This window comes from Mycobacterium marseillense (genome assembly GCF_010731675.1).
Classification (GTDB): Bacteria; Actinomycetota; Actinomycetes; order Mycobacteriales; family Mycobacteriaceae; genus Mycobacterium; species Mycobacterium marseillense.
In genome coordinates this window covers 3359871-3382969 of the sequence record NZ_AP022584.1, presented here as the reverse complement: position 1 = coordinate 3382969, position 23099 = coordinate 3359871, and the positions used below count along the sequence as shown (strand labels likewise).

Genomic DNA, 23099 nt, shown 5'->3' with positions numbered 1-23099 from the left:
CGGTCGCTACGGTCTTATCGCGGGACCACCGCAGTGGTGTGGGGGCACCATAGGAGTAATACGGTTTGCTATCAGCCGGCTAGCGACGGCGCGTTGATCAGGAGGACCGACATGTGGGACCCGGACGTCTACCTGGCCTTTGCCGACCACCGGGGCCGGCCCTTCTACGACCTGCTGTCGCGGGTGGGGGCGGAGCGGGCGCGCCGCGTCGTCGATCTCGGGTGCGGGCCCGGACACCTGACGAAATACCTGGGCCGGCGCTGGCCGGACGCCGTGATCGAGGCGCTGGACAGCTCCCCGGAGATGGTCGCCGCGGCCAAGGAACGCGGCATCGACGCGGTCACCGGCGACCTGCGCGAGTGGAAGCCCCAGCCCGACACCGACGTGGTGGTCAGCAACGCGGCCCTGCACTGGGTGCCCGAGCATGCCGATCTGCTGCTGCGGTGGGCGGGCGAGTTGGCGCCCGGATCGTGGATCGGGGTGCAGATGCCGGGCAACTTCGAGTCACCGTCCTACGCGGCGGTGCGGGCGCTGGCCCGCCGGGAGCCGTACGCGAAGTTGCTGCGCGACATACCGTTTCGCGTCGGCGCGGTGGTACAGCCACCCGCGCACTATGCTAACTTGCTGCTCGACGCGGGATGCCGGGTCGACGTCTGGGAGACCACCTATCTGCATCAGCTGACCGGCGAGCATCCGGTGCTGGAATGGATCACCGGCACGGCGCTGGTCCCGGTCCGCGAGCGGCTCGACGACGACACCTGGGAGCAGTTCCGCGAGGAGTTGATTCCGCTGCTGTCCGACGCCTACCCGCCCCGATCCGACGGCACGACGATCTTTCCGTTCCGGCGGGTGTTCGTGGTCGCCGTGGTGGGCGGGGCGGATCGCGCGTAGTGGCGACCGCAAGCGCGGCGTAGCCGGGCGCGGCGGGTCGCCACCATCGGACCAGTGGCGACCGCAAGCGCGGCGTAGCCGGGCGCGGCGGGTCGCCACCATCGGACCAGTGGCGACTACCGCTGCGTGGGCTTGCCTTCTTCGATACCCCGATCGGCGGCGATGGCCGACCGTGGGGTCGGCCTGGTGCCGTGATGGATCTGCAGGTAGGTCTCGGTGTACCGCGCGGCGATGCGGGTCCCGGCGAACTCCGAGGGGATGACGTCACCGGTGCGCTGACGCCAATCATGGAGCAGGACGGCAAGATTGGCTGCGACGTCGTCGACGTCCGCGCCGTCGCCGGCCAGCAGGTTGGTGGTTTCGGTGGGATCGGCGCGCAGATCGTAGAGTTCGCGCTCGGGCCGCGGCGCCGTGGCCAGCGGCGCGACGGCCATCCCGGACGGGCTTTCCTCGATGTCCCACGGCAGATCCAGCAGCGGCCGCGACGCGTAATTCTCGATGTAGCTGTAGTCCTTGGTGCGGATCGCGCGGATCGGGTCGAACGAATCGTGATAGGTCTTCATCGTGTACACCTCGTCGCGCACCGGCGTGGTGGGCGGGTCCGGTTCCAGCAGGACGCCCGCGTGCGACACCCCCTCGACGTCGGCGGGGGCGTCGATTCCCAACAGCCCCAACAGGGTTGGCACCAGGTCGACGGCACTGAACAGTTCGTCGTAGACGCGGGGGGACACGGCCCGGTTGGTGGGCGGGCGGACGATCATGCCGATGCCGGTGCCGGCGTCGTACAGGGTGGATTTCGCCCGCGGGAACGCCGGGCCGTGGTCGGTGAAGAACACCACCCAGGTGGTGGCATCCAACCCGGTTTCGGCCAGCGTGTCCAGCAACCGCCCGACGGCGGCGTCAGCCGCGCTGATCGCCCCGTAGAAGGCGGCCAGGTCGCCGCGCACCTCGGGGGTGTCGGGCAGGTAGTCGGGCAGGTCGACGTCGGCGCGCTCGGCCGGCGTGTACCGGTCCTCGGGGTAGGGGCGGTGCGTCTCGAAAAAGCCGGCGGTCAACAAAAAGGGTTGTCCCACAAGGCCATCGGCGCTTTGCCGCAGCCACTCGTCGGCCTTGTCGGCGACGTAGTCACAGTAGGAGTTCGACACGTCGAACTCGTCGAAGCCCAGCCGCTTGGGGTAGGACGTCTCGTGTTGCATGCCGAAAAGCGCCGAATACCAACCCGATTCGGACAGGATTTGCGGGAGGGTCCGGATTCCGCTGCGGTATTCCCAGCCGTGGTGGGCCAGGCCGATGAGGCCATTGGATTGCGGATAGCGCCCGGTGAACAGCGATCCCCGCGACGGCGAGCACAACGGCGCGGTGGCGTGGGCCCGGGTGAACAGGATGCCCTCGGCCGCAAGGCGGTCCATGCGCGGGCTCGAGACGTCGGGGTGGCCGTAGACGCCGAGGTAGCGGCCCAGGTCGTGCCAGTGCACGATCAGCACGTTGTCCTTGGGCCGCGGGTCGCCTGTCGTGTCCGCGGTCTCGCCCGACGTCAATTGCGTCACCTCTCACCTTGCCTTGCGACCGGCGACGATACCGCAACGTCCTGCGGCGATCCCCGCCACGTCGGCGAGTCAGGGTGACTCGAGGCGGCCCCAGCGGTTCTCGCAGACGAACTCCGACAGCGGTCGCGCCACCGCCCAGCCGTCGAGTTCGAGGGCCGGGCGGTCGGGGAATTCGGGTACCGGCCCCAGGCAGAGGATGGCCACCGGTTCGGCGCCGGCGGGCATGTCCAGCAGCGAGGCCAACCGGCGCGGATCGAACAGCGACACCCAGCCCACGCCGAGGCCCTCCGACCGCGCCGCCAACCACAGGTTCTGGATGGCGCACGACACCGACGCCAGGTCCATCTGCGGCAACGTCCGCCGGCCGAAGACGTGCTTGTCGCGGTCGTCGCCGAGCGCCACCACGAGCAGTTCGGCGCAATCGAGGATGCCCTCCACCTTGAGCGCCAGGAATTCGTCGGCGCGCTCGCCCAGCGCGGCGGCGGTCAGCGGACGTTCCTCGTCGACGAGGGCGTGGATGCGCCGCCGCAACGCGTCGTCGGTGATCCGGATGAACCGCCACGGCTGCATCAGCCCGACGCTGGGCGCCGCGTGCGCGGCTTGCAGCAGCCGCGCCAGCACGTCCTCGTCCACCACCGCGCCGCGCACGAACCGGCGCATGTCACGGCGTTCGGAGATGACGCGATAGACGGCCCGTCGCTCCTGCGGGCTGAATGCCTGACCGGTCACGTCAGCCATCGTAGGAAATCCGCACTAGCGTGGACGTGTCCTGAAGGGAGTGTCCGCGTGAAGCCTTCCGACGTACTCGAGCAGCTGGCCGCCGATACCGCCGCCGGCCGCACCTACGGCGAGCCCTACCAGACCGCTGACGGCACCACCGTCATCGTGGTCGCCAAGCCGCTGGGGGTCTTCGCCATCCGCAACGGCCGGGCCACCTGGACGCCGGCCGTGGACGCGAATCGCATCGCCCTGATCGGGGTGGTCACCGGCCTGCTGGCCGGGGTGATCGGCAGCCTGGCGGTGCTGCGGCAGCCGCCCTGGCCGCGGATCACGATCAGGGACTATAGGTAACGCCGACCGCGCGGAACACGTATTCCGGCGGCATGTCGAACGCCAGCGACCGGCGCGGCAGGCCGTCGAGCACGTCGGGGGGAATGGCGACCTTGTAGTGCAGCGACAATTCGCCGCTGAACTTTTCGTCGACCCGGGAGACGTCGACGTCGACCTGCAGGCCCGTCGACGAGATCTCCACCTTCGCCGGGCCGGTCTGCGGCGCGTCCCAGCGCACGTTGACCGTCGGGCCCGCCAGCCGGGGCAGCATGGACAGCGTTGCCAGCACCCGCTCGGAGGTGAAGGCCAGTGACCCCGTGTAGCTGGCCACGCTGTGCGGCAACCGCACACCCGGGATGGTGCCGCTGAACCGCCGGGTCACCGCGACGTAATCGGCAAGATAGGTGAGCCCTTCCGATTCGACCTGGGCATGCAGCTCGTCGGGCAGCTTGCCGATGCCGAACAACCTGCGGACAAAGACGGCCATACCGCCAGTATGACCGCGCCGGCGGCTGCGTGGGGCGGGCGCACGGCCGGCGCCGCGGCCGTGCTGGTATCGGTGGATGATGACCCGCCCGAGGACGTCGTTGGCCGCTCCGATCGCCGCGCTGGCCGCCGCGGTGTACGCGCTGCTGTGGGTGGGCTACCGCCAGCACTGGGCGTGGCTGTATCGCGTGGACTGGTCGCTGCTGGACGGGGCGCGGGCGCTCGCGATCAAGCACCCGTCGTGGCTTCGGTTCGCCGAATCGGTGTCGTTCGTGCTGGGCCCGGGCGTGCTGGCCGTGCTGGGGATCGCGGTGACGGTGTTCGCCCTGGTGATGCGCCGGCTGCGGGCCGCGCTGGTGCTGTTGCTGGCGTGCGCGCCATGCAACGAGTTCGCGACGGCGGCGGCCAAGGCGCTGGCCGGGCGCCCGCGGCCGCCGACCATGCTGGTCCCGGCGGACGCCACCTCGTTTCCGTCCGGCCATGCGCTCGAAGCGACCGCCGGGCTGCTCGCGATGCTGTGCTTTGCGCTGCCGATGATGAACGCGCCGGCGCGGCGCGTCGCGATCGCGGCGGTGGCCGTGGCGCTGCCGGCCGTCGGCCTCTCCCGGGTGGCGCTGAACGTGCATTACCCGTCCGACGTGCTGGCCGGCTGGTCGCTGGGATACCTGTATTTCCTGGTGTGCCTCTGGGTTTTTCGGCCACCCGCTCCCGCCCGTTCAGGCTAAAGCCCTGCGGCGGTGGGTATTTGGTCACGGTGCGGTGACCTAACCGGGGCTAAACCTTTACTTGACCCACAGGATGTGCGGGTCTGACGATGGAGTGCATGCACCGACTGCTCACGTCACTGTGCGCTGCGGCGTGCGTGATATTCGCCTCGGTGGTGCTCGCGCCGATCGGCGCGGCCGCCGGCGCTCCCTGGTTCGCGAATGCGGTTGGCAATGCGACACAGGTGGTTTCGGTGGTCAGCACCGGCGGTTCGAACGCGACGATGGAGATCTTCCAACGCACCGGCACCGGCTGGCAGTCGCTGCGGTCCGGCATTCCCACCCACGTCGGTTCGGCGGGGATGGCGCCGCAGGCCAAGAGCGGCGTGCCGGCCACCCCGATGGGCGTCTACACGCTGGACTCCGCGTTCGGCACCGCGCCGAATCCCGGTACCGGATTGCCCTACACCCAGGTGTCCGGGCCCAACTACTGGTGGAGCGGCGACGACCACAGCGCCACCTTCAACTCGATGCAGGTGTGCCAGAAGGCCCAGTGCCCGTTCAGCACCGCCGAAAGCGAGAACCTGCAGATCCCCCAGTACAAGCACGCGGTCGTGATGGGCGTCAACAAGAACAAGACCCCGGGCGGGGGCGCCGCGTTCTTCTTCCATACCACCGACGGCAAGCCCACCGAGGGGTGCGTGGCCGTCGACGACGCTCAGCTGGTGTCGATCATGAAATGGCTGCGGCCCGGCGCCGTCATCGCCATCACGAAGTAGCGCCTCAGTCGGTGGCGATGGCGCGACCGGGCTTGAGCGTGAAGTTCATGCCCTCCAAAGACATTGTGGCGTCATAGGTTCGGTCGTAGCCGGTACCGCTGATCTTCCAGCCGGCCTCGGTGCGACGGTAGGTGTCGCGGTAGAAGGCCGCCCCGATCAACATGAAGTTCAGGTCGGCGACCATGACCCTGTCCTGCAGATACCAACTGCCCGTTGCGGTGTCGCCGGTGACGGTGATGTCCGGATGCGTCACCCGGTGCTCGGTGATGACGTTGCCGGGCAGCGAGGTCCGCATGTACTTCACCAACTCGGCACGGTTGGTGAAGTGCAGCTCGTTGCCGATCGATGGCCCGTAGTCGGCCTTGATGTCCTCGGCCAGGGTGTCGGCGAAGTCATCCCAATGCTTGGTGTCCAGCGCGCGCAGATACCGGTATTTGACTTGCTTGATCGCTTCGATATCGGCGAGATCGTCGAGGGTCATCAGGTCATTGCAGCACACGGGTGACCATGTCGATGAGGGCACGTCGCTCCAGGCTCCAATCGATGGCGGTGCCGGTGAGCATCTGCGCCAGCACCACGCCGCGCAGCGTGGCCCAAATGACCTCGGCCACACCGGCATGCGCGGGTTCGGTGGTGATCAACCGTCCCAGCTGGCCGACCGCGGCGTTCATGTCGAGCAGGTGGCGTCGCGACGAGGGGTCCGGGCCGCCGCGGGTCTCGCGCAGGATTTCGAAGGCGGCCATCGACGTCGGGCTGCTGTAGCAGCTCCACGCGGTGTCGACGACGACCTCGATCCGTTCCCGCAGCGGCAGCTCGCTGACGTCGGCCGACGACAGGCTGTCCACCAGGCGGGCCACCCCGTCGTCCACGACGGCCATCAGCAGGCCGTTGCGGTCTCCGAAGTGGTACTGGATGACCCCCCACGTCACGCCCGCGCGTTCGGCGACATGCTTGGCGGTGGCGGCGGAGAATCCCTCCTCCACGATGCAGCGGACCGTCTCGTCGATGATTTTCGCGCGGGTGTCATCGCCGCGCTTGCGGGGCGCGGTGGTTCGCCTGGTGGGGCCGACGGGGCGACCGGGCGGCTGGCCGGCGACAATGGACATTGTTGACTTTATAACATAGTCGCGTCTATTTTTGTGGCGTGAGCAGCCCCTCGCGATACGCGCAATTGTCCCGTGACGAGCTCGTCGTCCTGGTCCCCGAACTGTTGCTGATCGGACAGCTGATCGACCGATCCGGAATGGCGTGGTGCATTTCCTCTTTCGGCCGCGACGAGATGGTGCAGATCGCCATCGAGGAGTGGGCGGGCGCCAGCCCGATCTACACCAGGCGCATGCAGAAAGCGCTGAACTACGAGGGCGATGACGTGCCGACGATCTTCAAGGGCCTGCAGCTCGATATCGGCGCGCCACCGCAATTCATGGATTTCCGCTACACCGTGCACGACCGGTGGCACGGCGAATTCCAGCTCGACCACTGCGGCGCCCTGCTCGACGTGGAGCCGATGGGCGAAGACTACGTGTTCGGAATGTGCCATACCATCGAGGACCCGACCTTCGACGCCACCGCGATCGCGACCAACCCGCGCGCGCAGGTGCGCCCCATCCACCGCCCGCCGCGCACGCCGGCGGACCGGCATCCGCACTGCGCGTGGACCGTCATCATCGACGAGTCCTACCCCGAGGCGCAGGCCATCCCGGCTCTGGAGATCGTCAGCCAAACCCGCGCCGCCGGATGGAAACTCGATCCGATCGATCGCTCGGACGAGGGGCAGGCGGACTACTCGGGTCCGTTGCTGTCCGATTTCGACTTCGCCGCCTTCTCGCATTCGGCGCTGGTCCGGATGGCCGACGAGGTGTGCCTGCAGATGCACCTGCTCTACCTGTCGTTCGCGATCGCGGTGGCCGCGCGAGCCGCCACCGACGACGAAGCGCTCGGCGTGTGCACCCGCGGCCTGATCGGCATCGCCGGCGTGGCCGCCGAACGCATCCACCGCGCGCTGAAGCTGCCGGGCGGGACCGAAGGCGTGCTGCGGGTGCTCGAGTTGCACCCCCTGCTGAACCCCGCGGGCTACGTTGTCGCCGAGACGGAGTCGAACCGGCTGCACGTCCGCCCGTCGCCGGCCCACGACGACCGTTCCTGGATCTCGTTGTGCTCCCCGGAATCCGTGCAGCCGCTGCAGGCGATCGCCACCGCGGTGGAGCCGCGCATCGAGGTTCGAGTTAGCGGAACGGCCACCGACTGGACGGCGGAACTGGTCGAAACCGACTCGCCCACCGAGGAACTGCCAGAGGTTTCGGTGGTCCGGGTCAGCGGCGGATCGACCTTCCAGTTCGAGCCCAGGCGTTCGCTGCCGCTGACCGTGTTGTAACAGAAAGCTACGTGTCAAGGGGTTTTTGGTACCGCTTCGGTGACGCAAGCGCATCGAGCGGATACCAATGACATTGCGAAGCATCGGCTTTGGGCGTGTCCGAGGCTATCGTTAACGCTGGCCACCGACCCCTATAGACGAAGGTTTTCGCTCTATGTACGACCCACTTGGGTTGTCGATCGGGACCACGAACCTGGTCGCTGCGCGTAATGGAAGCCCGCCGGTTAACCGCCGCTGCGTGCTCACCCTTTATCCGCACTGTGCACCTAAAATTGGTGTGCCCGAAGAGAATCCGCCACTCGCCGAGCCCGGCGTGCCGATGAAGAATTTCGTCGAGCGCATCGGGGACTCGGTCGCGCTGGTGTCGCCCGACGGTTCCGCGCACGATCCGGAGCTGCTGACGGTGGAGGCCCTGGACGCGATGGTGCTCGCCGCCGGCGCGGACGCGGCGTCGTCGGAGATCTCCATCGCCGTTCCCGCCCACTGGAAACCGAGCACGGTCCAGGCGCTGCGCGACGCCCTGCGGACGCACGTGGGGTTCGTCCGCAGCGGAATGGCGCCGCGCCTGGTCTCGGATGCAATCGCGTCGGTGACGGCGGTGAAATCCGAGCTCGGCCTGCCCGACGAGGGCATCGTCGGCCTCCTCGACTTCGGCGGCAGCGGCACGTCGGCCACCCTGGTGAACATCGCCGGAGACTTCGAACTCGTCAGTGCCACAATGCGGTACACCGCGCTGTCCGGGGACGAGATCGACCAGGAGTTGCAGCTGCGCGCCTTCGAGGAGCTGGGCCACGGCAGCGGCCTGGACCCGGGCAGCACCGCCGGCGTCGGGCAGCTCGGCGAACTCCGGGAACAGTGCCGCTCGGCCAAGGAGCGGCTGTCGGTCGACATGGCCACCGACATCGCCGCGGTGCTGGGCGGCCGCAGTTGCAGCATGACGGTGACACAGGACGACCTCGAGGAACTGATCCAGGATCGGCTGACCGGCTTCATCTACGCCTTCGATGACATGCTGGTGCGCTACCGCAAGAGCTGGTCGGACCTCGCGGCGGTGGTCACGGTCGGTGGCGGCGCGCGCATTCCGCTTGTGACCGAACGGCTTTCGATGCACGGGCGCACGCCGATCCTGACACCATCGCAACCGGCCTTCGCGGCGGCCTGCGGGGCGTTGCTCCTGGCCTCCCGCGGGGGAGAGCTGGATCTGCGGACTCGCACGTCGATCGGGCTGCTCGCCGCGGCCGACGCCGCCGGCGACGTCGTGGACCTCGGCGCCGGCGATGTGCTGGTGATCGACGACGAGGCGCTCACGGATCGCGAACTGGCCTGGTCGCAGACCGACGATCCCGGCGACCTGCGGATGCGGTTCGGCGGCGAAACCTACGACGAGGACGGTCCGGCCGGCTGGTCGATGCGGCTCAACGTCATCGACCCGCCGCGGGAACGCCGGCCCTGGCGGCGGCTTCGGTTCTCCCAGTTGATCATCGGGATGTCCGCGGTGGTCGCCATGACGGCGGTCGGCGGCGTGGCCTACACGCTGACCGGGATCGAAAACCGTCAGGCCCCGCCGGCGCCGTCGGTCGCGCCGCCGGTGCCGTCCGTCAAGCCCGCGGCGCCGCCTCCGGCCGCCCCACCGCCGCCCACCGCGGTGCCCCCACCCCCGCCGCCGAGCGCACAACCCATCCCCAGCCCGGCGCCGCCACCCCCCGAACCTCCGCCGCCGCCACCGCCCCCGCCTCCGGTCGTGGTGACGTCTGCGCCGCCGGCGCCGGTCTACACCCCGAGGCACACGGCGCCACCGACGACGACCGCGCCGCCGCAGCCGTCGGTCACCACCACGGTGCCGCCCCCGCCGACGACGACGACACCGCCGCCTCCGCCCACCAGCGAGGAGCCGATCACCACCAGCACCACGACGACGGTGCCGATGACGACGGAGTGGATTCACGTCCCGCTGCTGCCGGTGCCGATACCGATCCAGGTCCCGCAGAAGCAGGCTCCCGCGACCCCGCAGTACCCGTCCCAGTACCCGTCGAACGAGTATCCGCAGTACCAGCCGTATCCGGGGAATGAGTATCCGCAGTATCAGCCATATCCGGGGAGCTCCCAGAATCCCTTCCTGGGCCCGGGTTATTAGCGTCCGTCCTGCTTAGGCGGTCCGCCTGCGCGGCTTGTCGCGCACGGGTAACGTTTGTGTCACCAAGTTCGGATGGGGTTTACCCCGTCATGCCCTCACTCGGAGGGCGTTCAGAGAACCTTGGAGGCGTTACGTGGACATCGTGCTTGGGGTGTCGATGGCTCCCGGGACGGTCCGCCTGGTAGCGATCGAAGGCCAAGACGCCGACGGTGTGACCGTCGAACAAGAAGAGTTCGAGGTGGGCTCCGCCGGCAGTGCGGTCGATCGGGTGATCGATGCGATCAGCGGCACCCGCGAAGGGGTGGTCGAGGGCGGCCACCGGTTGAGCTCGACCGGGGTCACCTGGACCAACCCCGCCGACGTCGCCGCGCTGCGGCAGGCGATCAACGCCAGCGACCTCGGCGACGTGATGATGGTCGCGCCGTTGCTGGCGGCGGCCGCGCTGGCGCAGACGGTCGGTTACGCCCTCGCCTACGAGCGCATCGCGATGCTGTTCGTCGAATCCGCGAGCGCGACGCTGGCCGTCGTGGAGGTCGGCGACGGTTCCATCGTCGACCTGCACCGCCGCCGGATCACAGACGCGGCGGCGCCCGCCGAGCTGGCGACGATGGTCGCCGGTCTCGAGGCGGGCGGGTCCGGGGCCGACGGCGTGTTCATCGTCGGCTGCGGAACCGACATCGTTGCCCTGAAGCCCGCCATCGAGGCGACCACCTCGCTGCGCGTCACCGGCCCCGAGGAGCCGGACATGGCGCTCGCTCGCGGGGCCGCGCTGGCGTCGGCGAACGCGCCGCTGTTCGCGTCGTCGACGGCGGCCCTGGCCTACGCGCTGGACCCGGGTACCGGCGAATTCAGCCCGCCGGCGCTGGGCCCGTCCTACCTCGACGTCTGGGGCGAGGGGGGCACGGGCACCGGTTTCCGCGCCTACAGCGCCCTGGCCGACGAGGTTGACGAAACCGAAGAGCACAAACCCCCGCGCCGGAGCCGGGCGATGCTGCTGGCCGGCAGCGCCCTGGCCGGCATCGCCGCCGTGATCGCCGGGGTCGTGCTGGTGACGCTGACGTCGGATAAGCCGACGGGGGAAGGGCACAACGCGGGCGTCAACGTGGCCACCCCGGGCATCCAGTTGCCCGCCGCGCCGCCGAGCAGCCCGCCGCAAGCCCAGCCGCCCGCCCCCAGCACCACCCCGCCGGCGCCCGCGCCGCCTGCGGAGGTGGCCGCCCCCGCGCCCGCGCCCGCGCCGGTCGTGCAGCAACCGGCGCCGCAGACCACGGCCACGTCGAAGCCCCCGGCGCCGGTCTATCGCGCCCCGACCCGACAGACGCCGCAGTACGTGCCGCAACCGGTCGAGAAGGCGGCGCCCCCGCCGGCCGCGCCGCCCCCGGCAGCCCCGCCCGCCGCGCCGCCACCACCGCCGCCGGCCGCACCGCCGCCGCCCAGGCCGGCGCCGGTGACCATGTACCTGCACTTCCCATTCGTCACGGTGCCGATCCCCATCACCCCACCGGCGCCGCCCCCGCCCCCGTGACACGTGGCACACCCGGCCGGTTGAGCGCACACTGGCAATGACGGCACGCGCTGGCGAGGAGGTCGCATGGGCGAGCACGGTGGGTTCGGATTCGACCCCGATGAATTCGATCGCATGATCCGCGAAGGCAGCGAAGGGCTGCGCGACGTGTTCGAGCGCGTCAGCCGGTTCGTCGCCGCACCCGGCGCCCGGTCGGGCTGGTCGACGATCTTCGAGGACTTGTCGCGGCGCCCCCGCCCCGCGCCGGAGACCGCCGGCGAGGCCGGCGACGGCGTGTGGGCCATCTACACCGTGGACGACGGCGGCGGCGCCCACGTCGAACAGGTCTATGCGACCGAACTCGACGCGTTGCGCGCGAACAAGGACAACCTCGACCCGAAACGCAAAGTCCGTTTCCTGCCCTATGGGATCGCGGTCAGCGTCCTCGACGACGACTCCGAAGACCCTGTGTAGCAGTCGGTTTCGGCTCAGCCTGGGGCGACGACGTTCGAGTCGCCAGAGTTGCTGATCTTCGGCGCGCCCGAGTGGTAGGTCACCTTGTTGTTGAAGCCCGACGCGGTGATGGCCTCGACGGCCTCGATGGAGACCGCGTTTTGCACACCGGAAACCGAGAGGCTGGCGCAGTGCCCGGTGATCGTCACCGTGTTGGACACCCCGCTGACGCTGACGATGTTCTCGTTGCAGGCGATGGTCCGGTTCTCGTTGACGCCGGCGACGCTGAGCCGGGCGCCGCGCGGCGGGGTGGGTGAGGTCGACGGCGAGGTGCGCCGGGAGGTCGGTGGGGCGGGGCCCGTCGAGACGCTCGGCGGCGAGGTGATGAAGGACTTCACCCCGGAAATCTGGTGTGCGGCAAAGGCGGCGATGCCGCCCGCGAGCGCGACCACTCCGACGGCGATGACGGTCCCCAGGATCCACCACGCGCGGTTGCCCGAGGGGCGCCGCGGAGGCGGTCCGGGAATCGGGCCGCCGAAGGTCCACGGCGGCGGGGCGCCCGGGGCGGTCGGCGGCTGATCCCGGCCGGCGGACACGGCGCTGCCCTGCTCTGAGGCCCACGCAGACTCGGCGAGCGGGCGCTCGAGCTCCCGGATCCGCTCTTCCGGGTCGTCGTTTGCTGCCATGCATTGAATATGCCATTCGCTTCTGCGTTTTCGGCCCGTTCGGTAGTTTTGGGGATCGTGCCCGATTTGCCGAACCGCCAGGTGTTGTTGCGTCGCCGCCCGTCCGGGCTCGTCCAACCGGACGACACCGAAATGGTCACCGCGGCCGCGCCCGAACCCGCCGCGGGGGAGGCGTTGCTGCGCACCACCTACGTCGGCATCGACGCGGCCGCCCGCACCTGGCTCGACGACCAGCCGAGCTACCTTCCGCCGGTGCAGCTGGGCGAGGTCATCCGCGCGGCCGGCATCGGCGAGGTGGTCGCGTCGCGGTGTGACGCGTTCGCCGTCGGCGACGTCGTCACCACGCTGACCGGGTTTCAGGAATACGTGATCATCCGCGACGACCTGTTCAGCACGCCGATCCCGGGCGAGGACGATCAACTCGCGATCATGTCGGTGTACGGGCCGACCGGCGCCACCGCCTATTTCGGGATGACCGACATCGGCCGGCCGCAGCCCGGGGAGACCGTCGTGGTGTCGGCGGCGGCGGGGGCCACCGGGTCGGTGGCCGGGCAAATCGCCAAGATCGCGGGCGCCCGGGTGGTGGGCATCGCGGGCGGCCCGGAAAAGTGCCGGGCGGTGGTGGAGGACTTCGGGTTCGACGCGTGCATCGACTACAAGAACGACGATGTCGTCGCGGCGCTCAAAAAGCATTGCCCGCAACGGGTCGACGTCTATTTCGACAACGTGGGCGGTCCCATCCTCAACGCCGTGCTGGGTCGGCTGGCCTCCCGCGCGCGCGTGGTGCTGTGCGGCGTCATCTCCAGCTACCTGACCGGAGACCATCCGGGGCCGGCGAACTATGTGAACCTGTTGTCCAAGACCGCGCTGATGCAGGGCTTCAACGCGCTGGATCAGTGGGGCCGCTTCGACGAGGCGTTCGCGGCCCTGCGCGGCTGGGAGGCCGAGGGCCGACTTCACCACCGGCAGACCATCTTTGAGGGCATCGAGTCGTGTGTCGACGCCCTCAACGGCCTGTTCACCGGCGTCAACGTCGGCAAGACGCTGGTCAAAATCAGCGAACCCGGCGCGCGCTGAGGCCGCGGGATGCGCCACACCCCCACCGCGTGGTGTTATAACACCGTTTGCGAGAGTTGCCTGGGGAGATTTTGCCGGGGCTTGACGAGCCGGCTTTCAACGATGGGTGGTTTGTAGATGGATCGTCGCAGCATGATGTTGATCTCGGGGCTCGGCATGTTGGGGGCTGCGATGCGCTTGCCGGGCGCGTGGGCGACCCCCTCGGCGCCGCAGGCGCCGCCGGCGGCAGGCGGCGGGCCCTACATCTTCGCCGACGAGTTCGACGGGCCCGCGGGCTCGCCTCCCGATCCGGGCAAGTGGACCATCCAGACCTGGCAGGACGACGTGTTCCCACCCGTGGAGGGGATCTACCGCGACGATCGCCAAAACGTGTTCCAGGACGGCAATTCCAACCTCGTCCTGTGCGCCACCCACGATCTGATGAGCAACACCTACTACAGCGGCAAGCTGCGCGGCAACTTCCGCAGCATGATCAACCAGACCTGGGAGGCACGGATCAAGCTCGACTGCCTGTTCCCCGGCCTGTGGCCGTCGTTCTGGGGCGTCAACGAGGACCCGCTGCCCGACGGCGAGGTCGACATCTTCGAGTGGTACGGCAACGGCGACTGGGCCCCCGGCACCACCGTCCACGCGGCGTCCAACGGGAAGACCTGGGAGGGCAGGTCGATTCCCGGTCTGGTCGACGGCAACTGGCACACGTGGCGAATGCACTGGGGCGAAGAGGGATTTGAGTTCTTCCGGGACGGGGCGCAGTACTACAAGGTGGCGAACAAGCCCATCCACGTCGCCGGCGGCGCCCCCGACGACTTCCGGTGGCCGTTCAACAACCCCGGCTACTGGATGACCCCGATGTTCACGCTCGCCGTCGGCGGGGTGGGCGCCGGTGACCCCGCCGCGGGCGTGTTCCCGTCGTCCATGCTGGTCGACTACCTGCGCATCTGGTAGCCGTCATTTCGTCGCTTTGAGCACCTGAACCAGGTTGAACTGCCACCGCTCGACGAGCCGGAAGCCCAGGTCGTGCGGCACCGCGAACGCCGGGGTCGGCCCGTAGCGGGGGCCCGGCGGCAGCGCGGCGCCGCGCTCGTGCGCCGGCTGTGCCGGGTCGGCCTGGGTGATGATCCAGACGACGCCGCAGTGGCCCAACGGCGTGGCGACGACCTCGGGGATGAGGTTGGTGTCGAAGACGTCGTTGCGGTCGGTCGCGCGTTGCCACAGCGTCAGGTCGACCAGCTTGCGGTAGGCGTCCGGGCGCGCCGCCAACAGCGGGCGCATGGGGGCCGGCATGAACGTCACCGTGTCGTTGACCAGTAGGCAATCACCCGGCGCCGCCTGCGCGGTGATCAGGTCGGCCGCCTGGCTGTAGTCCATCCCGTATTTGGCGTACGGGTTGCGCTGCGCCCGAACATAATTCGGTGCCGCCGCCACGACGAAGAGGCCGACCAGCGCCGCAGTGACCCAGGGTCTGGCGGTCACCGCGCCGGCGCAGATCCCCAGGACCAGCGCCATCGCGGGCGCGGTGAAGGACAAGTAGCGCGGCGTGTAGATCGAGTGCACCAACGCCGAATAGGTCAGGATCGCGGCGGTGGGTAGGGCAAGCCATCCCGCCGCGAGCACCAACAGCTGCCGCTGCGGTGGCGCCAATCGCGCGGACCCACTGAGCCACAACACCATCGCCGCACACAGCACCAGCGCCGACAGGATGGCGAACGGGGGGCTGCGTTCGAAATACTGTTGCATCACCACGTCTTCGAAGGTTCGGTGACCGATCGGGGCGACCCAGCTGATCTGGTGCGCCTGCCCGGCGACCGTCAGCAGGAACGGCAGCAGGGCGCCCACCGCGACGGCCGAGGCAATACCGAAGCGCACCAACACGGTTCGGCGGCGATGGAAGACGACGACGAAGACGCCGTACGCCCCCAGCAACAGTGCGATATAGGCGTCGAGCACGATCGAGAGAGCCAGCGCGACAACGTAACCCAGCCACACCCCCCGGGTGTCGCGGCGCGCGGCGTAGACGAGCAGGACGGTCAGCCACACCGCGGCCATCATCGACATGGCATAGGGGCGCGCCTCGATGCCCGCCCACGTGGTGCGGGGCAGGATCGCGCAGAACACCCCGGAGGCCAAAGCGACGGTCCGCGACGAGAACTGCTTGCCCAGCACCACGACGCCGGCGGCCGCGCCCCCCGCCGCCAGGCCGCTGGGCGCGCGGGACCAGAACTCGGTGGGCGGAAAGACCTGAAACCACCCGTGCATGAGCAGGTAGTACAGGCCGTGGACGGCGTCGACATTGCCCAGCATGTGCCACATCTGGGCCAGCGAACGGCTGTAGGCGGCCGAGATCGTCGCGGCCTCGTCGTACCAGAAGGAGGGCCGGGCGGCCCCGGCCATGCTCACCGCGACGGCCAGCACCGCGGCGAGCAGCGGGTCCAGCGCCGTCACCACGGCAGCTCGGCAGCCGCCAAGCACGCCGGGGCTGAACACACCGCTATGGTGCCAGAACCCCACCGGGGCGATCGGCCGGCTCCGGCCCGTGATTCGAACGTATGATCGATCAATGGGACGGCTCGCATCGATCGGGTACAACGGCCAGCCGGTCCGTAGCCCGTTCCGGGTGGTCCGCCCGGCCGTCGCCGTGCTGGTGGACCTGACGGTGCTTTTCCCGCGTGAGCCGCACCGCTCGGGGCGCTATCAGCCCAACGGCCTGCAGCTGCACAAGGTCGTCGAGGGGTGGCTGAGCTGCTGGGCCCTCTGCGAACAGGGCGACTGGTGGGGGCTGGTCACCTATCCGGTCGCCTACGGATCCCAGCGCAAGACCGTGACGCACTGGGTGCCGGCCTGGACGCTGCGCCGCAAAGCCTGACTGCGCGGGCGCCGTGCCAATGCGATGATTGCTGCCCGTGGAAGCAAGTTGGGCCTCGGTCCTGAGCAAGCTCATCGCGCTGGCGGCCGTCATCGCGCTGTCGCCGATCACGGTCATTCCCGCGGTGCTGGTGCTGCACGCGCCGCGGCCGCGCCCGGCCAGCCTCGCCTTCCTTGGCGGCTGGCTGCTCGGGCTGGTCACCTTCACGGCCGCGTTCGTCGCCGGCTCGGAGGCGCTCAGCGGTTTCCACGCGACCCCGCCGAAATGGGCCTCGTGGGTGCGTCTGGCCTTCGGGGTGGCGCTCCTCGCGCTGGCGGCGTTCCACTGGTTCACCCGGCACCGCAATCGCAGCATGCCGCGCTGGATGCGGTCGTTCTCCACGCTCACCCCCGCGCGCGCCGGCGTGGTGGGCGCTGTCCTGGTGCCGCTGCGGCCCGAGGTGCTCATCCTGTGCGCGGCGGCCGGTCTGGCCGTCGGCAACAGCAGCCTGAGCGCCGGCGGCGAGCTCGTCGCGGCCGCGCTCTTCGTGGTCGTCGCCGCGTCGACGGTGGCCATCCCGATCTTGGCCTACGTCGGCGCCGGCGACCGCTTCGAGGGAACGCTGGAGCGTCTCAAGGCCTGGATGGAAGCCAACCACGACGCGATGCTGGCCGTGATCCTGTTTCTGATCGGGTTGATCGTGCTCTACAACGGGATTCGCGCGCTGGCCTGATCCGCGTTCGGCCGTCTCCGGCGAGTTTCGGCCGCACAGCGGCGCGGCGATGGGAGGATGCCGCCCATGGCAGGAAGCTGGGGCACCGTCCTGACGGGGCTGGTGCCGCTCGGTCTGGTCATCTCGCTGTCGCCACTGACGGTCATTCCCGCGGTACTGGTGTTGCAGGCGCCGCGGCCGCGGCCGAGCAGCCTGGCGTTTCTGGGCGGTTGGCTGCTCAGTCTGGCCGCGCTGACGGCGCTGGCGGTTGCGGCCTCCGGCCTGCTTGGTGGCTTGGACAAGGCGCCGCCGCGGTGGTCGTCGTGGCTGCGGGTGGTGCTGGGGGCGGCGCTGATCGTGTTCGGCGTCTTCCGGTGGCTCAGGCGGAACGGCCAGGCCGAGTCTCCGGCGTGGATGCGGTCGTTCGCCAACATCACCCCGGCCCGCGCCGGGATCACCGGAGCGGTGCTGGCCCTGGTGCGCCCGGATGTGGCGCTCATCTGCGTCCCGGCCGGATTGGGCATCGGGACCAGCGGGCTCGGCGCCGCCGGCGACTGGGCGGCCGCCGCGTTTTTCGTCGCCATCGCGGCGTCGAGCGTCGCGATCCCGATACTGGCCTACGTGGCCGCCGGCAGCCGCCTCGACGACACGCTGGCACGCCTCAAGGACTGGATGGACCGCAACAACGCCGCCCTGCTTGCGGCCGTCCTCGTGGTGATCGGTGCGATGGTGCTCTACCACGGGATTCACGCCCTGTAGCCGCCATCGGCCAGGCCGGCGTCGGCTTCGAGCCTGTTGATCGCCCCAAAGGCCAACTCGCGGAACAGCTCCCGGCCGTAGCCGGTCAGCATGCCCAGATAGCCGCGGGCCGCCCATTGCTGCGCGTGCCGCTCTTCGTGGTGCAGCACCCGGTCCAGATCCAGGCGGGTGCAGCGCGGCGCGCCGTCCCCGTCGAGGCACCAAGTGTGCCCGGAGGCGACGACCCGGCGCAGCTGCTCGGCCGGGTCGGTGACACGGCCCAGGTTCACCATGAAGACCTCGCCCCAGGTCGTGCCGCCCCGCTGGCTGAACAGCCGCTGGATCCAGTTGCCGCCCAGCCCCATCAGCATCCCGTTGGGCGTGGTGACCAGGCGACCCCCGTTGCGGTGCACGAACGGGACGTCGCGGCCGTAGCTCCAGGCGTTTGCGTGCTGGCGCAGGCGGATTCGGGTCACCTCGGCGGCGCTGTACGGGGTGGCCGGGAAGTCGGTGGGCCGCTTGCCCTTCACGCCGTAGCCGGTGCCGGCGTTCAGGATGTAGGTCATCAGCACCGCCGCGCGGGCCTCGCCCCCGCGGGCGCCGGGCGGCAGCAGGAAGAAGGATTGGCCGGCCGGATCCCTGATCTCCTGCATCCTCGCGAGGACCGCGAAGCTGCTGCGCGTGATGTCGTGGCGGCGGCCGATCTCGGTGACCGCGTGCGGGAGCACGCCGCGGCGCTCGGCGTTCTCCCGCCATCTCGTGCAATAACCCTGTGCGTCCATGTCTTTCCGGTCAATTGTTATCCATGGTTAGGGTGGAGCGGATGAACAGTCGGCCCTGGCGACGCGCGCGCGGCATCAAACAGATCACCCGAGGACTCGGCACGCTGGATCGCGAACTGTTCGATGCGATCGCCGAGACGGACACCCCGCTGCTGGACACCGTCATGCCGCCGCTGACCCGAGCGGCCGACCACTCCAAGCTGTGGCTGGCCATCGGCGCGGCCCTGCTCGCCACCGGCAGGCAGAGCGCGCAGCGCGGCGCGACCCGCGGCATGGTGACACTGGCCGCCACCAGCCTGGTCACCAACCAGTTCGCCAAGCGCATCCGGCGGCGCCCCCGTCCCGGCTACGACTTGGTGCCCCTGGTCCGGCAGGTCCGCCGCCGCCCGACGTCGAATTCCCTGCCGTCGGGGCATTCGGCCAGCGCGGCCGCGTTCGCCGTCGGAGTGGGGCTGGAGAATCCCCCGCTGGGCTCCGGGCTGGCGCTGCTGGCCGGGCTGGTGGGCCTGTCGCGGGTGGCGACCGGCGCGCATTACCCGGGCGACGTCCTCGCCGGATTCGGGATCGGGTCCGGGCTGGCCGTGATCGGCGGCCGGCTCGTGCCGCCGATCGTCGAAACCGCCCTTCCGCGAACGGAACCGCTGCGCGTCGAGACGCCGCCGCGGCCCGATGGCGCCGGAGTGGTCCTGGTCATCAACCCGGAGTCGGGCAGCGGTACCGGGGCCCGCGTCGTCGACGAGGTGCGCGCCGAGTTGCCGAAGGTGGACATCCGCGAGCTGGGCCCCGACGACGACCCCGTGGAGATCTTGCGCGGCGCGGCCGCCGGCGCGGAGGTGCTGGCGGTGGGCGGCGGCGACGGCACCGTGGCGGCCGCCGCGGGCGTGGCCATCGACGCCGGCCTCCCGCTCGCGGTCTTCCCCGCCGGCACGTTCAACCACTTCGCCAAGGACATCGGCTGCGACACCGTGGCCAAGACGGTCGACGCGATTCGGTGCGGCAGCGTGGCGTACGTGGACCTGGTGTGCCTCAACGACTCTCAGATGGTCCTCAACACCGTCAGCATCGGCGCGTACCCGGCGTTCGTGCGGCGGCGCGAAAAGCTCGAGAAGCGCATCGGCAAGCCGCTGGCGGGTCTTTACGCGATGCTGCGCACCCTGCGCAAGGACGAACCGGTGTGCATCCGCTACGACAACAAGACCCTGCTGACTTCGCTGTTCTTCCTGGGCAATTCGCTGTATTTGCCCACCGGGTTCGCACCCGCGCGGCGGACCCGCATGGACGACGGCCTGATCGACGTCCGCATCCTCGAGGCGGGCCGGCCGTGGGCCAGGACCCGGATCCTGACCGCGTTGGCGCTGGGCCGGCTCGAACGCAGCCCGCTTTATCACGAGTTGCAGGTGCCCGAATTCAGCTTCAGCGCCGTCGACGGCCCCACGACCATTGCCCGCGACGGCGAGGTCGACGACCGCTACGACAACGCCAGCTTCAGCGCGAAATACCGGATTCTTCCCGTGTTTCGTCCGCTTCCCGACTTGCCGCCCCCTCGGTGAGGTCGCGCACCTGCGCGTAGCGCGCCGCCACCTCGGGCGAGGGGTCGGCGGTGTATTCGTGCGTCGGCGGCGGATCCCATGCCGGCGGTCGCGGGGAGCCGCTCAACGCCCAGGCCGCCTGCCGCGCCGCTCCCGCCGCGACGTACTGCGCCGGTGCGGGCGCCAGCACCGGCATGCCGAACACCGCCGGCGCGATCTCGCGCAGCGCCCTGGATTGGGCGCCGCCGCCGACCAGCAGGACGCGCCGCGCGACGACGCCGCGCGCGACCAGATGCGCCAGGCCGTCGGCGAGCGAGCACAGCAGCCCCTCCACCGCCGCCCTGGCCAGATTGGCCGGGGCCGCATTGGAGACCCGCAGCCCGTGCAGGGCACCAGTTGCATTGGGCCGGTTGGGGGTTCGCTCACCCTCCAGGTAGGGGACCATCACCAGCCCATCGCTTCCCGGCGGCGCCGACAACGCGAGGCGGGACAGCTCGTCGTGGTCGACCCGCAGCATCGCGGCCGCGGCGTCGAGCACCCGCGCGCCGTTGAGCGTGCACACCAGCGGAAGGTAGCGCCCGGTGCCGTCGGCGAATCCGGCGACGTAGCCCGCGTCGTCGCGGACCGGGTCCGCGGTGACCGCAGCCACCACCCCCGACGTGCCGATCGAGACGATCACGTCGCCCTCTTCGGCGCCGAGGCCCAGCGCCGCGGCGGTGTTGTCGCCGAGACCCGCAGCGAACGTCGTTGCGCCACTGGTGGTTCCGGCCGACGGGCTCAGCACGGTGGGCAGCTGCGGACGGCGGCCACGCAGGGCGAGTTCCAGCAGATCGAGGCGGTAGTCGCCGGTGGCGGCGTCGTAGTAGCCGGTGCCGCTGGCGTCGCTGCGGTCGGTGGTCAGCGCCGCGATGTCGGCCTCCCCGCGGAGGCGCCACGTCAGCCAGTCGTGGGGCAGGCAGACGGCCGCGGTGCGGTCGGCGTGGCGTGGCTCGTGGTCGGCGAGCCAGCGCAACTTCGCCACGGTGATCGCGGCCAGCGGCACGACACCGACGGCCTGGGCCCACGCCCGCGCCCCGCCCAGTTCGCGCACGAGTGCGCGTGCGGCGTCGGCCGAGCGCACGTCGTTCCACAGCAGCGCGGGGCGCACCACCCGGCCGGTTGCGTCCAGGCAGACCATGCCGTGCTGCTGCGCGCCGACGGCGAGAGCATCGACGCCGTCGAGCCCGCCCGCGTTAGCGATGGCCTCGTGGGCGGTGGATTGCCAAGCGGCCGGGTCGATTTCGGTTCCGTCCGGGTGGGCGGCCTGTCCCTCGCGGACCACCTCGCCGGTGGCGGCGTCACACACTAGCACCTTGCAGGATTGCGTCGAGGAGTCGATCCCGGCGACCAGCGTCATGACTCGTCGTACCCGAGCAGGGCCTGCAGCGTGGCGCGCGCGCCACGGCGGTGCAGGCAGTCCAGCGCCCACCGGTAGGCCTCGCGAAAGCGCGGGGCATCGATGAGGTCGCCGAATACCAAGCGGTTGGCCAGAAACGCGTCCGGGTCGTCGCGCTGCGAGCGGGCGATCGGGACCAGCGTGTCGGCGAGCCGGTCGCTCACCTCGATCGGCCGTCCCTGTTCGTCGCTGCCCTCGGCGTAGCGGGCCCAGCTCGCGACGATCGCCGCGGACAGTCGCACCGGGCCCCCGGTGCGCAGATTGTCGTGCACGACGGGCAGCAGCCATTTCGGGATGCGGTCCGAGGAGTCGGCGCACAGCCGGGCGATCGTGTCGCGCACGTGGGTGTTGGCGAAGCGGGGGAGGAGTTCGCCGCGGAACTCGGCCAGCCCCGGGATGGGCGTCAGCGTCGGCATCGCCTCCGAATCCAGGTAGCGGACAAGGAATTCGGCGATCTCCGGGTCCTGGGCGGCCTCGTGCACCAGCCGGTATCCGGACAGATACCCGAAATAGCACAGGCCCTGATGGCCGGCGTTGAGCAGCCGCAGCTTCATCGCCTCGTATGGCGCCACGTCGTCGACGAGCTGCACGCCGGCCCGGTCCAAGGGCGGGCGCCCGTCGGCGAAATCGTCCTCGAGCGCCCACATGGCAAACGGCTCGGCCACGACGGGCCGGGCGTCGCGCACGCCGTATTCGGCTTCCAGCCGCTGCGCCACGTCGGGGGTGGTGACCGGCGTGATCCGGTCGACCATCGAGTTCGGAAACCGGGTCGTCTCCCGCATCCACTGCGCGAGTTCGGGATTGATCCGCTCCGCGTAGGACGTGAACGCGTGGCGTGCCACGTCCCCGTTGCCGACGATGTTGTCGCAGGACACAATGGTCGGGGAGGGCAGGCCGCGCGCCCGGCGTCGGTCGCACCCCTCGGCCACCAACCCGAACACGGCACTCAGGGGCGGCTGGTAGCCGCCCTCGGTGATGGTGAGGGAGATGATCCGGGTGGCCGGGTCGGCGAGCAACTCGATGACGGCGTCGGGATCCTCAGGCGCATAACGGAAGTCGACTAGGGAGCCGATGACTCGCGGCTCCCGGGTGCCGTCGGGGCGTTTGAGGATCAGCGTGTACAGGTGGTCCTGGTCGCGCAGCGCGTCGCGCATCTGTTGGTCGCCCGGCAGCACGCCGACACCGCAGATGCCCCAGTCCCGGGCGAGGCCGGCGTTGAGCAGCCGGTCGATGTACATGGCCTGGTGGGCGCGGTGAAAGCCGCCCACGCCGAAATGCGCTATGCCGATGCCGATTTGGCAGCGGTCATAGGTCGGGACGGGGATGTCGAGACCGGTCAGGTTCCGTGCGTTCAGCTTCACTCGAGTGTCACCTTA

Annotated in this window: 24 protein-coding genes; 14 read left to right on the top strand and 10 right to left on the bottom strand. The window is 70.0% G+C overall.

Annotated features, from left to right (window positions below; translation table 11 throughout):
• Positions 1 to 111 precede the first annotated feature (111 nt).
• Complete coding sequence (locus G6N26_RS15570) at positions 112 to 891, top strand: trans-aconitate 2-methyltransferase (protein ID WP_083019279.1); 780 nt, start codon at positions 112 to 114, stop codon at positions 889 to 891.
• 116 nt (positions 892 to 1007) lie between these two features.
• Here G6N26_RS15570 and G6N26_RS15560 read toward each other — a convergent pair whose 3' ends face one another.
• Positions 1008 to 2438: a sulfatase family protein gene (locus tag G6N26_RS15560; protein ID WP_083019277.1), complete on the bottom strand. Its 1431-nt coding sequence runs from the start codon at positions 2436 to 2438 to the stop codon at positions 1008 to 1010.
• Positions 2439 to 2507: 69 nt separating this feature from the next.
• Positions 2508 to 3176, bottom strand: coding sequence for a 5,6-dimethylbenzimidazole synthase (bluB, locus tag G6N26_RS15555; RefSeq protein ID WP_067174217.1), 669 nt, complete (start codon positions 3174 to 3176; stop codon positions 2508 to 2510).
• Between the two features lie 48 nt (positions 3177 to 3224).
• Between bluB and G6N26_RS15550 the strand changes: the two genes are divergently transcribed.
• Entirely contained in the window at positions 3225 to 3509 is a 285-nt protein-coding gene (locus G6N26_RS15550; protein ID WP_067174203.1) for a hypothetical protein, read from the top strand.
• Here G6N26_RS15550 and G6N26_RS15545 read toward each other — a convergent pair.
• Positions 3493 to 3975 carry a hypothetical protein gene (locus G6N26_RS15545; protein WP_067174188.1) on the bottom strand — a complete coding sequence of 161 codons (483 nt, stop codon included), beginning with the start codon at positions 3973 to 3975 and terminating at the stop codon, positions 3493 to 3495. The genes G6N26_RS15550 and G6N26_RS15545 overlap by 17 nt on opposite strands.
• Positions 3976 to 4054: 79 nt before the next feature.
• Between G6N26_RS15545 and G6N26_RS15540 the strand changes: the two genes are divergently transcribed.
• Positions 4055 to 4699 (top strand): phosphatase PAP2 family protein, encoded by a 645-nt coding sequence (locus tag G6N26_RS15540; protein ID WP_139799181.1) that lies wholly within the window; start codon positions 4055 to 4057, stop codon positions 4697 to 4699.
• 98 nt (positions 4700 to 4797) lie between these two features.
• Positions 4798 to 5457 (top strand): L,D-transpeptidase family protein, encoded by a 660-nt coding sequence (locus G6N26_RS15535; RefSeq protein ID WP_067174227.1) that lies wholly within the window; start codon positions 4798 to 4800, stop codon positions 5455 to 5457.
• Positions 5458 to 5461: 4 nt separating this feature from the next.
• On the opposite strand, the gene G6N26_RS15530 is transcribed toward G6N26_RS15535, so the two are convergent.
• Both G6N26_RS15530 and G6N26_RS15525 read right to left on the bottom strand, forming a co-directional pair.
• Positions 5462 to 5938 (bottom strand): nuclear transport factor 2 family protein, encoded by a 477-nt coding sequence (locus G6N26_RS15530; RefSeq protein WP_179960219.1) that lies wholly within the window; start codon positions 5936 to 5938, stop codon positions 5462 to 5464.
• Between the two features lie 4 nt (positions 5939 to 5942).
• Positions 5943 to 6563 (bottom strand): TetR/AcrR family transcriptional regulator, encoded by a 621-nt coding sequence (locus G6N26_RS15525; RefSeq protein ID WP_067174181.1) that lies wholly within the window; start codon positions 6561 to 6563, stop codon positions 5943 to 5945.
• 38 nt (positions 6564 to 6601) lie between these two features.
• On the opposite strand from G6N26_RS15525, the gene G6N26_RS15520 reads away from it, so the two are divergent.
• The 4 genes from G6N26_RS15520 (at position 6602) to G6N26_RS15505 (ending at position 11943) form a co-directional block, all read left to right on the top strand.
• The gene (locus tag G6N26_RS15520) at positions 6602 to 7831 is read left to right on the top strand and encodes a hypothetical protein (RefSeq protein ID WP_083019274.1); all 1230 of its coding nucleotides are present in this window, start codon (positions 6602 to 6604) and stop codon (positions 7829 to 7831) included.
• A gap of 154 nt (positions 7832 to 7985) precedes the next feature.
• Positions 7986 to 9965, top strand: coding sequence for an Hsp70 family protein (locus G6N26_RS15515; protein ID WP_163648819.1), 1980 nt, complete (start codon positions 7986 to 7988; stop codon positions 9963 to 9965).
• A gap of 133 nt (positions 9966 to 10098) precedes the next feature.
• On the top strand, positions 10099 to 11490 hold the full coding sequence (locus tag G6N26_RS15510; RefSeq protein WP_170296247.1) for a DUF7159 family protein: 1392 nt from the start codon (positions 10099 to 10101) through the stop codon (positions 11488 to 11490).
• Between the two features lie 66 nt (positions 11491 to 11556).
• A complete protein-coding gene (locus tag G6N26_RS15505) occupies positions 11557 to 11943 on the top strand; it encodes a hypothetical protein (RefSeq protein ID WP_067175826.1) in 387 nt (128 codons plus the stop codon).
• 14 nt (positions 11944 to 11957) lie between these two features.
• On the opposite strand, the gene G6N26_RS15500 is transcribed toward G6N26_RS15505, so the two are convergent.
• Positions 11958 to 12608, bottom strand: coding sequence for a DUF3060 domain-containing protein (locus G6N26_RS15500; RefSeq protein WP_083020461.1), 651 nt, complete (start codon positions 12606 to 12608; stop codon positions 11958 to 11960).
• Positions 12609 to 12665: 57 nt separating this feature from the next.
• On the opposite strand from G6N26_RS15500, the gene G6N26_RS15495 reads away from it, so the two are divergent.
• Positions 12666 to 13685, top strand: a complete 1020-nt coding sequence (locus G6N26_RS15495) for an NADP-dependent oxidoreductase (protein ID WP_179960218.1) — start codon at positions 12666 to 12668, stop codon at positions 13683 to 13685.
• A 117-nt stretch (positions 13686 to 13802) separates the two neighbouring features.
• Complete coding sequence (locus tag G6N26_RS15490) at positions 13803 to 14630, top strand: glycoside hydrolase family 16 protein (protein WP_067175835.1); 828 nt, start codon at positions 13803 to 13805, stop codon at positions 14628 to 14630.
• Positions 14631 to 14633: 3 nt separating this feature from the next.
• On the opposite strand, the gene G6N26_RS15485 is transcribed toward G6N26_RS15490, so the two are convergent.
• Positions 14634 to 16169, bottom strand: coding sequence for a glycosyltransferase family 39 protein (locus G6N26_RS15485; protein WP_083020460.1), 1536 nt, complete (start codon positions 16167 to 16169; stop codon positions 14634 to 14636).
• 73 nt (positions 16170 to 16242) lie between these two features.
• On the opposite strand from G6N26_RS15485, the gene G6N26_RS15480 reads away from it, so the two are divergent.
• The 3 genes from G6N26_RS15480 (at position 16243) to G6N26_RS15470 (ending at position 17998) form a co-directional block, all read left to right on the top strand.
• A complete protein-coding gene (locus G6N26_RS15480) occupies positions 16243 to 16548 on the top strand; it encodes a hypothetical protein (RefSeq protein ID WP_083020459.1) in 306 nt (101 codons plus the stop codon).
• 37 nt (positions 16549 to 16585) lie between these two features.
• A complete protein-coding gene (locus G6N26_RS15475; protein ID WP_067175846.1) occupies positions 16586 to 17260 on the top strand; it encodes a GAP family protein in 675 nt (224 codons plus the stop codon).
• Positions 17261 to 17326: 66 nt separating this feature from the next.
• Positions 17327 to 17998 carry a GAP family protein gene (locus G6N26_RS15470; protein WP_067175849.1) on the top strand — a complete coding sequence of 224 codons (672 nt, stop codon included), beginning with the start codon at positions 17327 to 17329 and terminating at the stop codon, positions 17996 to 17998.
• On the opposite strand, the gene G6N26_RS15465 is transcribed toward G6N26_RS15470, so the two are convergent.
• Positions 17986 to 18759: a hypothetical protein gene (locus G6N26_RS15465; RefSeq protein WP_083020458.1), complete on the bottom strand. Its 774-nt coding sequence runs from the start codon at positions 18757 to 18759 to the stop codon at positions 17986 to 17988. The genes G6N26_RS15470 and G6N26_RS15465 overlap by 13 nt on opposite strands.
• Before the next feature lie 41 nt (positions 18760 to 18800).
• On the opposite strand from G6N26_RS15465, the gene G6N26_RS15460 reads away from it, so the two are divergent.
• Positions 18801 to 20309 (top strand): bifunctional phosphatase PAP2/diacylglycerol kinase family protein, encoded by a 1509-nt coding sequence (locus tag G6N26_RS15460; protein WP_083020457.1) that lies wholly within the window; start codon positions 18801 to 18803, stop codon positions 20307 to 20309.
• Here the strand turns inward: G6N26_RS15460 and G6N26_RS15455 are convergent.
• Together G6N26_RS15455 and G6N26_RS15450 are read right to left on the bottom strand one after the other, a co-directional pair.
• Positions 20245 to 21684, bottom strand: coding sequence for an FGGY family carbohydrate kinase (locus G6N26_RS15455; protein WP_083020456.1), 1440 nt, complete (start codon positions 21682 to 21684; stop codon positions 20245 to 20247). The two genes, G6N26_RS15460 and G6N26_RS15455, sit on opposite strands and share 65 nt — an antisense overlap.
• Entirely contained in the window at positions 21681 to 23084 is a 1404-nt protein-coding gene (locus tag G6N26_RS15450) for a mannitol dehydrogenase family protein (protein WP_083020455.1), read from the bottom strand. The genes G6N26_RS15455 and G6N26_RS15450 overlap by 4 nt, the downstream gene beginning before the upstream one ends.
• Positions 23085 to 23099 lie beyond the last annotated feature (15 nt).